Origin of the sequence: Neorhizobium huautlense (assembly GCF_030811685.1) — a bacterium.
GTDB lineage: Bacteria > Pseudomonadota > Alphaproteobacteria > Rhizobiales > Rhizobiaceae > Neorhizobium > Neorhizobium huautlense_A.
The window spans coordinates 261,633-275,069 of the sequence record NZ_JAUSRF010000005.1; the positions used below are offsets into that span (position 1 = coordinate 261,633).

Below are 13,437 nucleotides of genomic sequence, written 5' to 3' on the forward strand. Positions count from 1 at the left end.
GGTCGTCTCAGGCTGCTGCTTCAGCGCAGAACCGCCGCAGCTGTGGGTCGACACGGTGATGTCGCTCGGACTTTTCGGACGATGCGTATTCGACAAGTACCCGGCGCCCGGCCCGCGTCTCGCGCTGCACCCATTCGCTGATCGTCTCGGCGCAGGTATGGTCGAGATAGTGCAGGTCCGGCGCAGTCAGCCGCACCGGCTGGCTGGCCGGCAGCTTTTCGAGCAGGTTCAGCAGCGCCGGAATGCTCTTGGCAGTCGCCGCACCCGTCAGGTTGAGATAGATCTCGTCTTCGCTCTCTTCCGTCTCGATATGCAGGCGACGGCGAAGGTAAGGCACGATTTCCGCAATCGACAGGGCAAGGCCGACACCGACGCCGATCAGCAGGTCCTGCGTTACGACAAGCGAGACCGTTGCAAACCAGATACCGACCGGTACCCAGCCATGATGGTCGAACAGGTGGCGCACATGATGCAGGCTCACCAGACGCCAGCCGGTCACCAGCAACACGGCGGCCAGCGCGGTCAACGGCACAACGCCGAGAAGCTGAGGCAGCAGCGCCACCAGAGCCAGAACCCAGACGCCATGCATGACTGCCGAAAGACGGGTTTTCGCACCGGCCTGGATATTGGCCGAGGAACGCACGATCACACCGGTGATCGGCAAGGCACCGAGCATGCCGCAGATGCCATTGCCGATCCCTTGCGCAAACAGTTCCTTGTTGTACTTGGTGCGCTCACCATCATGCATGCGATCCACGGCGGCGGCCGACAGCAGCGTCTCGGCGCTGGCGATCACGGCGATAACCAGAACGGTGATGAGGATGCCCGGCTCTGCAAGGCGCATGAAATCACCCGCGCCGGGGATGGAAATGCCATCCAGCAGCGACGCCGGCAGGTCGACACGGGCGATCGGCAAGGCGAAACCAACGGCCAACAGGGTGCCGAAAGCAACGCCGATCAGCGCGCCCGGAACTAGCTTCAGTTTGGCCGGGCGAAACTTTTCCCAGCCGATCATTGCCAGCAGCGAGGCCACACCCACCATCAACGCCAGTGTCTGGTTGGTGATGCCGTCATGCCAGAGCTTTTCGACACTGCCTTCGATGGCGACGACATTCTGGATGCCGCCGGCCGCCGGCTTGGAATCCATCAGGACGTGGATCTGGCCGAGGATGATCAGAATGCCGATGCCCGCCAGCATGCCATGGACGACAGCCGGAGAGATGGCACGGAACCACGAACCGATGCGCAGAAAACCGGCCAAAATCTGGATCGCGCCGGCGGCGACGAGAACCGGACCAAGAGCCGCCACGCCATATTGCTCGACAAAACCGAAAACGATGACGGCGAGACCCGCCGCAGGTCCGGAGACCTGCAATGGCGAACCGGCAATGGCACCGACCACAAGGCCGCCGACAATGCCGGAAATGAGGCCCATGGCCACTGGAACACCTGACGCCACTGCAATGCCGAGGCAGAGCGGAATGGCGACAAGGAAGACCACGACCGAGGATGCGAAATCAGCCGCGAAGGTGGATGAAGATCGCCCGGATGCGGGCGGTGCGTTCTGGATGGTGTTGTCACTCGCCATCTGTCTTACTCCGCCGCTATCTGCGCCGTCGCCGGGATCACATGCGGCACGCCGCGACCCTTAACGGCAACCGGCAGGGCCTGATGATCACTGATCTCGGTGAAGCGGGCGGCGACACCGTCATAGACCAGCACGTCACCCGTCTCGATGTCGAAGAACCAGCCGTGCAGTGTCACTTCGCTTTTGGCGAGTTTTGCCGCAACGGACGGATGGGTGCGCAGGTGGTCGAGCTGGACCACGACGTTTTCCATGGCGACGGCGCGGATCTTTTCCTTCTCGTCCATGGTCGGCGGATAGGCCTCGCAGACGATCGAATGCGCCGCATGGCTATGTTTCAACCAGCCGGCGACATTCGGCATCTTTTCCAGGAGGTCGGGATGGCAAAGGCCCTTCATGGCGCCACAATCCGAATGACCACAGATGATGATATCACGCACGCCTAACGCCACGACCGCATATTCGATAGCCGAAGACACGCCGCCATTCATGGTCTGGAACGGAGGCACGATGTTGCCGGCATTGCGGCAGACGAACAGTTCGCCGGGGCCGGACTGGGTAATGGTTTCCGGCATGACGCGGCTGTCGGCGCAGGAAATCATCAGCGCCTGCGGCGATTGTCCCTCATGCGCAAGCTTGCGGTATAGCGCCGAGTGATCCGGAAAAACGGCGCCGCGAAAACTGGAGATACCTTTCAGAAGGTCGCCCATGGTCGTATCCTCATTGGCCGGACAGGATGGCGCGGAGGCCACTCCTGTTGTCCGGCGGGTTTGGTGGAGCGATCATTTCGCAGTGCAAAATTAGCGGGACGAAAATGACAGCTGGCTGACATGCGTGGGATAAAATTGTGAGGGATAATCGCGATAAATCGATTTTACCGTAAAAATACCTTTTTGAGTGACTGTCAGAAAATTGTTGTTTGTCAAAAGGCTAGCGGTTGAGAGTCGCTAAATAGGAAATGGCGCGATCACAAAATCGTGATCGCTCGGGAAAAATCACACGGCTGAAATCGTGTGTTGCGCCGCGATATTCGCGCCAATTCTGGGTGGTGCAAAGCTGTCTGCAAGACATGTTTTGGAGAGGGGCGGGGGGTCGGAATATTGAAGCCTGCCAGCCTGGAGGGGCATCAGTAACTGACGCGAAAGGGCGCTTTGTGTATCGGCCGGCTGATGCCCGGACTGTTTCCGGGGCGCGGGCAGGTGGGGAGCGGCGGCGCCGTCGAGATCGGTGATCCCGGATATAGCGCCGCGGCCGGTGTCAGTTCGTCTTGTCGAAAGCGGACTGCATGCGATCAAGGCCTTCCTCAAGCAGGCAACGCGGGCAGCCGAAGTTGACCCGGATATATTGTCCGTAATCCTCTCCGAATTCCGCTCCGGCGCTGAAGCCGACCTGGCCATGCTCCAGAAAGAACGCCTGCGGATCGGGTTTCAGGCCAAGGGCGCTGCAATCGAGCCAGGCAAGGAAGGTTGCATCCGCCTTGATCAGCTTGATGGCCGGAAAACGCCTTGCCACTTCCGTCGAAAGATAATCGCGATTGGCCGCGATATAGGCCAGCATCTCCGTCTTCCAGCGATCAGCACTGGTAAAGGCAGCTAGTGTCGCTTCAAGGCCGAGAATATTGACGCTGTCGACCATGCCGAGCCGGGATGCAGCGAATTTTTCGCGGATCGTCTTGTTTCTGATGATTGCAAATGCCGTCTTGAGGCCGGCGATGTTGTAGGTCTTGCTGGCTGCCATCAGCGTGATGGTGCGATCGGCGACTGCGTCGGAAAGCGTGGCTATCGGGATATGGCGGCGGCCGTCGAACAGAAGGTCGCAATGAATCTCGTCAGAGATGATCAGTGCATCGTTCTTTTCGCAAAGGCTCGCAATCGTCCGCAATTCGTCGGCTGAAAACACCTTGCCGGTCGGGTTTTGCGGATTGCAGAGCAAAAGCGCCTTCGATTTCGAGAGCGCCGATGCCAGAATGTCTTCGTCCATCACCCAGCCCGCATCCGTCGGACGCAGTGCCGCGTCATGGCGAACGAGGCCCCAATGTCCGGCAGCGTTGAGGATCGGTCGGTAGACAGGCGTCTGCACGGTCAGGCCATCGCCTGGCTGGAGCATAGCCTTGAGCGCCATGTTGAAGCCGGGTTCGACGCCGGGCAGGAAGACGATCTCCTCAGCAGAAATCGTCCAGCCATATTTGGCCTGCATGTCGGCAACGATTTTTTCGCGCAGCTCCTCTTTGGCGACGCCGTAACCGAGCAGCGGATGCTGCAGCCGGTTGCTGATCGCCGCAACGATTTCCGGGGCTGCCGGAAAATCCATGTCGGCCACCCACATGGGCAAAATGTTGTCCGGATATTTGCTCCATTTGGAACTGCCGGTGCCCCGGCGGTCATGTACGGCGTCGAAATCGGTCATGCCTGTCAAAGCCCCTTGATCATCCCGCCATCAACGCGGATGGACGAGCCCGTAACGTAACTGGCCTGGCTGCTAGCGAGGAATGTTGCAACAGCTGCAAACTCTTCGGGGCGTCCGTAACGACCGGTCGGAATGTCGTTGCGCGAGGCTTCCTGCACGGCTTCGACGCTGGCGCCGCTGTTCTTGGCTTTGATGCCATCCAGTTCGCGCACGCGATCGGTATCGATGCGGCCGGGCAGGATCATGTTGACCGTGATGCCGTGTGTGGCCACTTCCGATGCCAGCGTCTTCGACCAGCCGGCAACGGCAGCACGCACGCCATTCGACAGCGCCAGATTGGCGATCGGCTGTTCCACGCCGGACGAACCGATGGTGATGATGCGGCCCCATTTTTTGGCGATCATGCCTTCCAGCATGGCGTTGGTAACGGCAAAGATCGATGTCGCCATCATTTCGAAGGCGGCCGTCCAGCTTTCCGAGGTCTGGCCGACAGCCGGGCCGGCCTTCGGGCCACCGGAATTGTTGACGAGAATATCGACGCCGCCCTGTTGCTTCAGCGTCTCAATCAACGCGGCGACCGAGGCCTTGTCGGACAAATCGACGGCGATGGGGGTGATGCTGGCGGATGCCTCGATCTTGTCGGCGCTGCGGGCTGCTGCAAAAACCTTGACGCCTTCGGCGGCGAGGCTTTTGGCGATTGCGGCGCCAAGGCCGCGGCTGGCACCGAGAACGAGTGCGGTCTTACCGGAAATCTGGAAATCCATTAGTTGAGGGCCTCAAGCTTTGCTGTCTGTCTTGCGATGAGTTTTTCGACTTCCTTGATCGCGAGCGCATTGAGCGCCGCCCCTGGACGTCGCTGGGCAGCACTTGCAATGGCGCCGCGCTTGGCCAGCACGTATTTGCGCACCGCAAGACCGAGGCCCGGCTGCTGCTCGTAACGCACCAGCGGCAGGTAGGCGTCAAAGATATCCTGCGCTTCGTCGAACTTGCCTTCGCCGCTGAGGCGCACGACATCCACCATCATTTCGGGATAGGCAAAACCGGTCATGGCGCCGTCTGCACCGCGCTGCATTTCTTCCGTGATGAACGCTCCGGCATTGCCGCAGAGAATGGACGTGCGGCGGCGGCCCTTGGCTTCGGCATCGCGCAGGTCGGAAATCTTTTGCAGGCCCGGCCAGTCCTCGTGCTTGAGCATGACGATCGAAGGATGTTCTTCAAAGATGGTGCCGAGAACCTTTGTCGAGATCTGCACGCCGGTGACCAGCGGAAAATCCTGCAAAACGACGGGCACGTCCTTGCCGACGGTTTCAACGACGTTGCGATAATAGGCGATGATCTGGTCATCGGTGCGCAGCGAAGATGGCGGCGCGACCATGACGCCGGCGGCGCCCAGATCCATGACCGCCTTGGTCAGTTCGCCGATGGCGGCAAGACCGGGAGCGGAGACGCCGACCACGACAGGCTTGTCGCCGGAACGTGTCAGGGTCAGTTTCGTGACCTCGATGGATTCCGCCTGGGTCAGCTTGGGTGCTTCACCCATCATGCCCAGAATGGTCAGGCCGTCCGCACCCTTTTCGTAATAGAAATCGACCATGCTATCGACGCTGGCGGTGTCGAGCGCGCCATTATCCGTGAACGGCGTGCAGGCGATGACAAAAACGCCCTTCGTTTCGGAAGTGATGAGAGCCATGAGCAAAAATCCTTATTCGAACCAGTGGGAAGAGCCGCGCGGCACATATTGGCCGGAACCGGGCTGATTGGTGACTTGCGCGCCGTCAAAGGCCAGCTTGCCGGCGAGATAGGTACGGGCAACGGTGATCGAGAATTTTCGACCGTCGAACGGGCTCCAGTTGAGTTCGTCATGGGCTTTCGACGAATCCCAGACCTGCGCCTTTTGCGACAGGATAGCGAGGTCGGCATCTGCACCGACGCGGATCGCGCCTTTTTCAGGCCAGAGGCCGAAGAATTTCGCAGGACGTTCGCAAAGTTGTTCCACGGTGAGTTCTGCTGCGTCGAGGCCGCGTTTATCGGCGGCCGTGTAAAAGGCCGGCAGCAGCGTTTCGAGACCCGGCACACCGGCACCGGCCTCAAAAATCGACGGCGTGAACTTGTTGTCGATCGGCCAGGAAGAATGGTCGGACGAGACGAAAGCGACACGGCCGGCAAGAATTTCTTCCCACAAAGCATCGATCTGGCCGGGGCGGATCGGCGGGTTGACCTTCATTTTTGCGCCGAGTTCGGCGCCGTCCTTGTCCGGATCGAACCACAGGTAATGGACGCAAAGCTCGCCGGTGGCGCGAAAACCGTCGGCGAGATAGTTGTCGACCAACTGGAAACCGCGTGCCGTCGTCAGATGGACGATATGGGCATGCGCTTCGGCGGCGGCACCGAGTTCGAGAAACTGCGCGGTTGCTGCCAGTTCGGCGGCCGGCGGGCGGCTGGACGAATGCGCCTCGATACCGTCGCGACCCGCTGCCTTGGCAGCAGCGATATAGGCGCGCACGATTTCCTGATCCTCATTGTGCACGCCGAGCGGAATGACGCTGTCGGCAAGTGCGTTGAAAGTCGCAAGGATCTGTTCGGATGCGATGCGCGGAAAGCGGGTCGGGCTGCTTTCGAAGGTGGAAATCTTGAAGGCAACGACTCCGGCCTCGATCAGCGGCTCGATATCCGCGGTCGTCTGGCCCGGCATGATCGTGCCGTAAAGCGCGACGTTGGAATGCGCATGTTCGCGGATGGCGGCGACCTTGTCGTCCAGGCGGGCGACGGTGTTGAGCGGATCGGGATTGTCGTAAGGCATGTCGACAATCGTGGTGATGCCGCCGGCGATGGCGGAACGCGTGGTCGAACGGATGCCCGGCAGTCCGCCATAGGAGCAGGCATGTGTCTGACCGTCGATGACGCCCGGAATGATCAGGTCGTCGCCGGCATCGAAGGTTTCTGTGGCTTGCGGCGCGTCACCGCTGCCGATGGCCGCGATTTTTCCACCTTTGACGGCGATCCAGGCATTTTCAAGCGGGCCTTCCGGCAGGACGGCGGTGCCGCGGATGATGAGGTCGAATGTCATTGTGACGTCCTTCAATGGGCCGTGCCGAGGCGGCGGGCAGTGCCATAAGCGAGGTCGAGTTGCGAGCAGGCAAGCGATACGCCGGCCTGAACAGGATCGATGACGGGGATGCCGAGGTTTTGCTGCAGCGCCTGCCGATAGGAGCCAAGGCCGGCGCAGCCGAGAATGACGACATCGGCGCCATCCTCGTCCCGCAGCAGGCGGGCCGTGCGGGAAACGGTTTCTACGACATCGGTGGCCATCAGTTCGACGACCGTCTTGTTGATTGAACGATCGCCGGCGAGGCGACCGTCGAGTTTCAATGTCTGCAGATAACGCAGGTGTCGATCGATGGAGGACTGGCCAAGCGAAACGATGCCGAAGCGTGTACCAAGGCCGAGTGCTGCCAGATAGGCGGATTCGGCAATGCCGAGAACCGGGCGGTCGACCAGTTGTCGCACGCTGGCAATGCCGGGATCGGAGAAACAGGAGAGGACGAAGGCATCCGCATTGGAGGCCGCGACGGCTTCCAGAATGTTCGGAATGACCTGTTCCACATGCGCATCGGTCTCGATGCCGGGAGGTGACTTAGCAAGCTCGACACATTCGATCAGATGGTCGGTCGCTTCGATGACCGGATCGAGGCACGCCTCCATGGAGCGGGTGACGGAGGCGGAGCTATTGGGGTTTATGACGAGAATATGGGACAAGAAAGCACCTGCGCGCGCTTCCGCGCGATCCTGAAGACATTGCGCAAAATAGATATACCACGTAGTATATTACGCATCAGGGGCTGTCAAAGTCGTTTGTCGCAATCTTGTGCGGGAGTGGTCGGGTCGCCTCTTTGCCGGTAGAATTCCACTCGCGCCATGCGATAGACTGGTGCAATGATACAGCCCCGTGCGGGTGAAGGGGATGAGATTTGAGCAAGGCGGAAGAGACTGCGGCGGTGGGTGCCCGACGCGGAAAATCGTTGACGGAACAGGCCTATTTCTACCTGCGTGACAAGGTCATCATCGGTGAACTGGCGCCGGGCATGGAAGTGTCGGAGCCCGAATTGGCCGAGCAGTTGCAGATGAGCAAGACGCCGGTGCGAGAGGCGCTGGCGCGCCTGTGTGTCGAAGGTTTCATGGAAGCCTATCCACGCCGTGGTTATCGGGTTACGCCGGTTACGCTGAAGGATATGAACGATCTTTTTGCGGTGCGTGGCGTGCTGGAAGGCACGGCGGCGGCATTGGCCGCGAAAAACCTCACGGCAGAGGATCTCGATCAACTCGACCAACTGGCCAACGCCAGCTATGTCGTTGGCGAGGATGTCAGCACCAAAACATTCATCAATGCCAATGGCGAATTCCATCTGGCGATTGCGCGCGGATCACGCAATCCACGCCTGCACACGCTGGTGGCAAGCCATCTGGAAGAATGTGCGCGCCTTTTCTACATGGGCACCCAGTTTCGTGACATCAATCCGGAAACCAATGATGATCACCATCGCATTCTCGGGTTTCTCCGCGCGCGTGATAGCGAAAAGGCCAGTCAGGCGATGATCGAGCACAATGAGAATACCCGCAAGGGTCTGATTGCGTCTCTGGTCGCCAATGCCCATTCCGGCTTGACCATCTAGACATAGGTTGGACGTGCGTCTCACGCGTCGTCTCCGTGTGTTCTAAAATTGTGATATACTACGTAAGATATTATTGTTGCCAATCGCTCGTGTGTGGATCAGGATGCGTGTCCGGTTTCCCACTTTGAGAGTCCGTGCCGATGCCCGCTGCAATCCGCAGGAATACACTTCTGACCCCGGTTGAACTGGACGAGATGCGCCGTACCGGTGCTGATGTGACTGTCCTTGCCGTCCATTCGATCAATCCCTACACCGGGCAGCCGACGTTTACCGGGCGTCGAATCGAAGGCGCGATCGACACCCAAGCCTATACCGATTTCCAGTCGCCCGCGACGTTTGAGGGTGGTCAGCGGCCCCTGCCGAAAATCGCGGATTTGCAGGAGAGTGCCCGCCGCTGGGGGCTGCGCTCCGAAAGCACGATCGTCGTCTATGATGGCGATCGGAGCATGACGGCGGCAAGGGCATGGTGGGTTCTGAAATGGGCGGGCCTGCCGGATGTTCGTGTTCTTGATGGCGGTTTCCCGGCATGGGTCGCGGCTGGTCTGCCGACGACCGACAAGGTGTCTGAGGTTTCGCCGAGCGAAATCGATCTGTCGCCCGGACATATGCCGGAACTCGACGCTGATAGCGCTCTCGCTCTGGGCAAGAAGGGGGTGCTGCTGGATGCGCGCATTCGCCCGAATTATATCGGCGGACCGCATAAGCCGGATCAGCCGCCGCGCGGCCACATTCCCTATGCGATCAGTGCGCCCGCGCCGGATAATGTCACTGATTACGGCAACTTTACCGATGCCGCGACCTTGAAGGAAATGTATCGCGCTCACGGCGTGGATGGCAAAACGGCTGTTGGCGTTTACTGCGGTGCGGGCATGTCTGCCGCTCACACGGTGCTGGCGCTGGCATCCATCGGTGTCGATGCTGCCATGTATCCCGGCTCTTGGTCTGCCTGGGTCAGCGATCCTTCGCGACCTGTCATTACCGGTGCCGATCCCGTATAGTTGAGCGATGGCCTATATGTTGCGCTGCGGCGCAACAAAGCAGCACAAATTTCCGCATTCTGCACAAAATTTATACGAATATTCCGCCTGTTCAAACGCAGATCAGGATAGCTTTACAGCGTCTTCATGCGTTGATATATTTCGTAGTATATCAGGCGAAAAGACCTGGGGAATGCTGATAATCGGGAACGGGCCGCAGGCCTGCCAGACGACGAAAGGGTCGTGGAATGAATTTCTGGAAGGGTTTTGCAGCGGCAATGGTTGCCTTGCCGTTCGTGGCGGGCGGGGCGCTTGCTCAGAACGCGGATCAGCAGAAGACGCTGGTTGTCGCGGTTCCATCGGATCCGGTCAGTCTCGAGCCGGGCACAAACAAGGCCGAGCCGATCGGCAGCGAAATCATTCTCAATGTCTTCGATACGCTGGTTGCCTGGACCGCGCCCGATTTCACCAAGCTTGAAGGTCGTCTTGCCAATAACTGGAAGGTTTCGGATGACGGCAAGGAATTCACCTTTCAATTGCGCGAAGGCGTAAAATTCCAGGACGGCACGGCATTTGATGCGGCTGCTGTGAAATTTTCGCTGGAGCGCACCAAGGCCAGCAACTCCTACGTCAAGGCGACTTTCGACCTGATAAAGGATATCACGGTCGTTTCCCCGACCGAGGTCAAGATCACGCTGACGGCGGCTTATCCTGCCTTCCTGTCCATCCTCGCGCAGCCGCAATCGGCCATCGTCAGCCCGACGGCCGTCGAAAAATACGGTGACAAGTTCGCCGCCAATCCCGTCGGTACCGGTCCGTTCGTGTTCAAGAGTGCACAGGCCGATACCAATGTCGTGCTCGAAGCCAACCCGGATTATTTCCGTGGTGCGCCAAAACTGTCGACCATCATCTACCGCGTCATTCCGGATGCCTCGACCCGCCGTCTGGAGCTTGAAAGCGGTGGCGTGGACATCGTCCAGCAGCAGGGCCAGCTTTCGGCGATCGCTGCAGAAGACATCGGCGCGCTGAAGGAAAACAAGGACGTCAAGGTTCTCGAAACCTCAAGCCAGATCATCCGCCAGCTGGAATTCAACAACAGCAAGACGGATGGCCCCTTTGCCGACGTGAAGGTGCGCCAGGCGGTTGCCCATGCCATCGATTACGACGGTCTGCTGGAAGGCGTGTTCGGCGGTACGGCCGAACGAGTCTACGGCCCATTGACCAGCAACAGCTGGGCCTTCAATCCGAAAATGAAGGAACTGGCGCCAAAATATGATGTCGAGCTGGCCAAGAAACTGCTCGAGGAAGCCAAGGTCGATCCGTCCAGCCTGAACCTGAAGCTCTACAGCTTTCAGGGGCCGCTCTGGGGCGCTGTCGCCACCTTCGTGCAGGCGAACCTTGCTGATATCGGCGTCAATGCCACGATCGAACAGACGGAATTCCCGGCACTGCGCGCGTTGCAGACTTCCGGTCAGTTCGATGTCGCGCTCGATGGTCGCCAGCCTTGGTATAATGATCCCGACGCCCACATCACCATCGGTTATCTGTCTTCGCTTGCCAACACGGCGATGACCTTCCGCATGCCGGAAGACAAGGCGCTCGACGACCTGATCCTGAAGGCCCAGCAGACACCGGATATGGAAGCCCGCAAGCAGCTCTATTTCCAGATCCAGGAAGAGATCGCCAAGCGCGTTCCCGGTGCCTATCTGTTCAGCCCGAAGCTGATCGTCTTCGCGCGTGCCAATGTCGAGGGCCTCGTCGTCAACAGCGCGCCGCCGCTCAACGAATACTGGTCCGTCTACAAGAAGTGATGATCCTCCCGGGTCGCGGGCGGCTGGCGTGATACCGGCCGCCCCATCATCGCATCGCCGGCCATGTGGCATGTTAAAGCCGCTGCCGGTTGTTTCGAGTGCTTGAGTAAAGGTTGATTGAGAGGCATGGCGAGTTTCATCCTACGTCGATTGATCGCGCTGATACCCGTCATGGCGATCGTGCTGGTGATCGTCTTTTCGCTGGTGCGGATGATCCCCGGTGATCCGGCCGTAACATTGCTTGGCCCGGGCGCCACGCAAGGTCAGATCGATGCGCTGCGTGCCCAGCTTGATCTCGACCAGCCGGTCGTGCTGCAATTCCTCCATTACGTTCTCGGTCTGCTGCAGGGTGATTTCGGCTTCTCGCTCAAGACCGGCCTGCCGGTGGCTAACGAAATCCTCACGCGTCTGCCGGCCACGATCGAACTGTCCGTCTGCGCCGTCATCGTCGCGATCATTTTCGGCATTCCGCTCGGCGTTCTGTCCGCCGTGCGTCCCAATTCGTTGTTCGACCATGTCACCCGTGTCGGTTCGTTGATCGGCGTCTCCATGCCGGCCTTTCTGCTGGCGCTGATCCTGCAGCTTGTGTTTGGCACGATGCTGGGCTGGTTGCCGGTATCGGGCCGGATGAGTTCCTTCATGACGGTGCAGCCGGTCACCGGTTTTGCCATTCTCGACGGCATCATCACCGGCAATCTTTACGCCGCCTGGAGCGCCGTTCAGCACCTGATCCTGCCGACCGCAGTACTTGCCGCCTTTCTTGCGGCCACGCTCGGCCGTTTCGTGCGCAACACCATGCTCGATGTCATGGGCGAGGATTTTATCCGCACCGCTCGCGCCAAGGGCCTGCACAATTCCGATGTCGTGCTGAACCATGGCCTGCGCAATTCGCTGTTGCCGGCCATCACCGTCATCGGCCTGAAATTTGCGGAAATGCTCGGCGGCGCCATTCTGACCGAGACGATTTTTGCCTGGCCGGGCATCGGCCGTTACATGTTCGAAGCGATCAAGAACCGTGACTATCCGGTGATACAGGGCACGACGCTCGTCTTTGCGCTGATGTTCGTGCTGACCTCGATCATCGTCGATGTCCTTTACGGCGTGCTCGATCCGCGCGTCCGCCACAGGATGAAGTGACCATGCGCGAAATCATCACCTTTCTCCGTCACAATACGCTCGCGGTCGTCGGCCTCGTCATTCTTCTTGTTCTGGTCGGCCTGATCACCATCGGTCCATCGATCTCGCCCTATACGCCGACCAAGCTCGATATCCTGCACAAGCTGGAAGGCCCGAGTTTTGCGCATTGGCTCGGCACGGATGCCTTTGGCCGTGATGTGCTGACCCGCATCATGTATGGCGGTCGTGCCACGCTGACGATCGGTGTCGGCGTCGTTGCCATCGCCTTTGTGGTCGGGGTGTTTTTCGGCATGCTGGCCGGTTTTGCCGGCGGCTGGATCGACAATGTGATCATGCGCATCGTCGATGCCATTCTGGCTTTCCCGGCGCTGGTTCTGGCGATTGCGCTCGCAGCCGCTTTCGGGCCGAGCCTGCAGAATGCCATGCTGGCCGTCGCCATCACACTGGCGCCGCAGTTCGCCCGTGTGGCCCGCAGCCAGGCGCTCAGCATCTCGGTCAAGCCTTATGTCGAAGCGGCGATCTCGCTCGGCCTGCCGACGCATCGCATCCTGCTGCGGTATGTCTTCATCAACGGGCTCGGCCCGCTTCTGGTGCAATCGACGCTGGCGCTCGGCAGCGCCATCCTGCAGACGGCAAGCCTCGGTTTTCTCGGGCTTGGCGCGCAGCCGCCGCTATCGGAATGGGGAGCGGATGTGTCATCCAACCTTCAATATGTCCGCAGTGCCGCCTGGGTGGCGCTTTCTCCGGGCATGGCGATCCTGCTCGCCGTCCTTTCCTTCAACCTGATCGGCGATTCACTGGCGGACTGGATGAACCCGCGCCGCCGCAGCGAATTGCGTTGAGGGGATGGT

Annotated in this window: 12 protein-coding genes; 5 read left to right on the forward strand and 7 right to left on the reverse strand. The window is 59.8% G+C overall.

Annotated features, from left to right (window positions below):
* Positions 1-7: 7 nt before the first annotated feature.
* From J2T09_RS09550 to J2T09_RS09580, 7 genes are all read right to left on the reverse strand, one after another.
* Complete coding sequence (locus J2T09_RS09550) at positions 8-1,588, reverse strand: SulP family inorganic anion transporter (protein WP_306833642.1); 1,581 nt, start codon at positions 1,586-1,588, stop codon at positions 8-10.
* 5 nt (positions 1,589-1,593) lie between these two features.
* Positions 1,594-2,295, reverse strand: a complete 702-nt coding sequence (locus J2T09_RS09555; RefSeq protein WP_306833644.1) for a carbonic anhydrase — start codon at positions 2,293-2,295, stop codon at positions 1,594-1,596.
* Between the two features lie 547 nt (positions 2,296-2,842).
* Positions 2,843-3,991, reverse strand: a complete 1,149-nt coding sequence (locus tag J2T09_RS09560; RefSeq protein WP_306833646.1) for a MalY/PatB family protein — start codon at positions 3,989-3,991, stop codon at positions 2,843-2,845.
* Between the two features lie 5 nt (positions 3,992-3,996).
* Complete coding sequence (locus J2T09_RS09565; protein ID WP_306833648.1) at positions 3,997-4,755, reverse strand: SDR family oxidoreductase; 759 nt, start codon at positions 4,753-4,755, stop codon at positions 3,997-3,999.
* Positions 4,755-5,681: a dihydrodipicolinate synthase family protein gene (locus J2T09_RS09570; RefSeq protein ID WP_306833650.1), complete on the reverse strand. Its 927-nt coding sequence runs from the start codon at positions 5,679-5,681 to the stop codon at positions 4,755-4,757. Before J2T09_RS09570 ends, J2T09_RS09565 begins: the two co-directional genes overlap by 1 nt.
* 12 nt (positions 5,682-5,693) lie before the next feature.
* Positions 5,694-7,058, reverse strand: a complete 1,365-nt coding sequence (locus tag J2T09_RS09575) for a dihydroorotase (RefSeq protein WP_306833653.1) — start codon at positions 7,056-7,058, stop codon at positions 5,694-5,696.
* Between the two features lie 11 nt (positions 7,059-7,069).
* Positions 7,070-7,747 carry an aspartate/glutamate racemase family protein gene (locus J2T09_RS09580; protein ID WP_306833655.1) on the reverse strand — a complete coding sequence of 226 codons (678 nt, stop codon included), beginning with the start codon at positions 7,745-7,747 and terminating at the stop codon, positions 7,070-7,072.
* Between the two features lie 212 nt (positions 7,748-7,959).
* On the opposite strand from J2T09_RS09580, the gene J2T09_RS09585 reads away from it, so the two are divergent.
* From J2T09_RS09585 to J2T09_RS09605, 5 genes are all read left to right on the forward strand, one after another.
* A complete protein-coding gene (locus tag J2T09_RS09585) occupies positions 7,960-8,661 on the forward strand; it encodes a GntR family transcriptional regulator (protein ID WP_306833657.1) in 702 nt (233 codons plus the stop codon).
* Positions 8,662-8,801: 140 nt separating this feature from the next.
* Positions 8,802-9,659, forward strand: coding sequence for a sulfurtransferase (locus J2T09_RS09590; protein ID WP_306833659.1), 858 nt, complete (start codon positions 8,802-8,804; stop codon positions 9,657-9,659).
* Between the two features lie 227 nt (positions 9,660-9,886).
* On the forward strand, positions 9,887-11,449 hold the full coding sequence (locus J2T09_RS09595) for an ABC transporter substrate-binding protein (protein WP_306833661.1): 1,563 nt from the start codon (positions 9,887-9,889) through the stop codon (positions 11,447-11,449).
* Between the two features lie 126 nt (positions 11,450-11,575).
* Positions 11,576-12,586 (forward strand): ABC transporter permease, encoded by a 1,011-nt coding sequence (locus tag J2T09_RS09600; RefSeq protein ID WP_306833663.1) that lies wholly within the window; start codon positions 11,576-11,578, stop codon positions 12,584-12,586.
* A gap of 2 nt (positions 12,587-12,588) precedes the next feature.
* Positions 12,589-13,428, forward strand: coding sequence for an ABC transporter permease (locus tag J2T09_RS09605; protein WP_306833665.1), 840 nt, complete (start codon positions 12,589-12,591; stop codon positions 13,426-13,428).
* Positions 13,429-13,437 lie beyond the last annotated feature (9 nt).

Excerpts from the sequence above, each read along its gene's own strand:
- J2T09_RS09550 (WP_306833642.1), bottom strand. The coding sequence starts at position 1,588 with ATGGCGAGTGACAACACCATCCAGAACGCACCGCCCGCATCCGGGCGA.
- J2T09_RS09555 (WP_306833644.1), bottom strand. The coding sequence starts at position 2,295 with ATGGGCGACCTTCTGAAAGGTATCTCCAGTTTTCGCGGCGCCGTTTTT.
- J2T09_RS09575 (WP_306833653.1), bottom strand. The coding sequence starts at position 7,058 with ATGACATTCGACCTCATCATCCGCGGCACCGCCGTCCTGCCGGAAGGC.
- J2T09_RS09560 (WP_306833646.1), bottom strand. The coding sequence starts at position 3,991 with ATGACCGATTTCGACGCCGTACATGACCGCCGGGGCACCGGCAGTTCC.
- J2T09_RS09605 (WP_306833665.1), top strand. The coding sequence starts at position 12,589 with ATGCGCGAAATCATCACCTTTCTCCGTCACAATACGCTCGCGGTCGTC.
- J2T09_RS09565 (WP_306833648.1), bottom strand. The coding sequence starts at position 4,755 with ATGGATTTCCAGATTTCCGGTAAGACCGCACTCGTTCTCGGTGCCAGC.
- J2T09_RS09590 (WP_306833659.1), top strand. The coding sequence starts at position 8,802 with ATGCCCGCTGCAATCCGCAGGAATACACTTCTGACCCCGGTTGAACTG.
- J2T09_RS09600 (WP_306833663.1), top strand. The coding sequence starts at position 11,576 with ATGGCGAGTTTCATCCTACGTCGATTGATCGCGCTGATACCCGTCATG.
- J2T09_RS09595 (WP_306833661.1), top strand. The coding sequence starts at position 9,887 with ATGAATTTCTGGAAGGGTTTTGCAGCGGCAATGGTTGCCTTGCCGTTC.
- J2T09_RS09570 (WP_306833650.1), bottom strand. The coding sequence starts at position 5,681 with ATGGCTCTCATCACTTCCGAAACGAAGGGCGTTTTTGTCATCGCCTGC.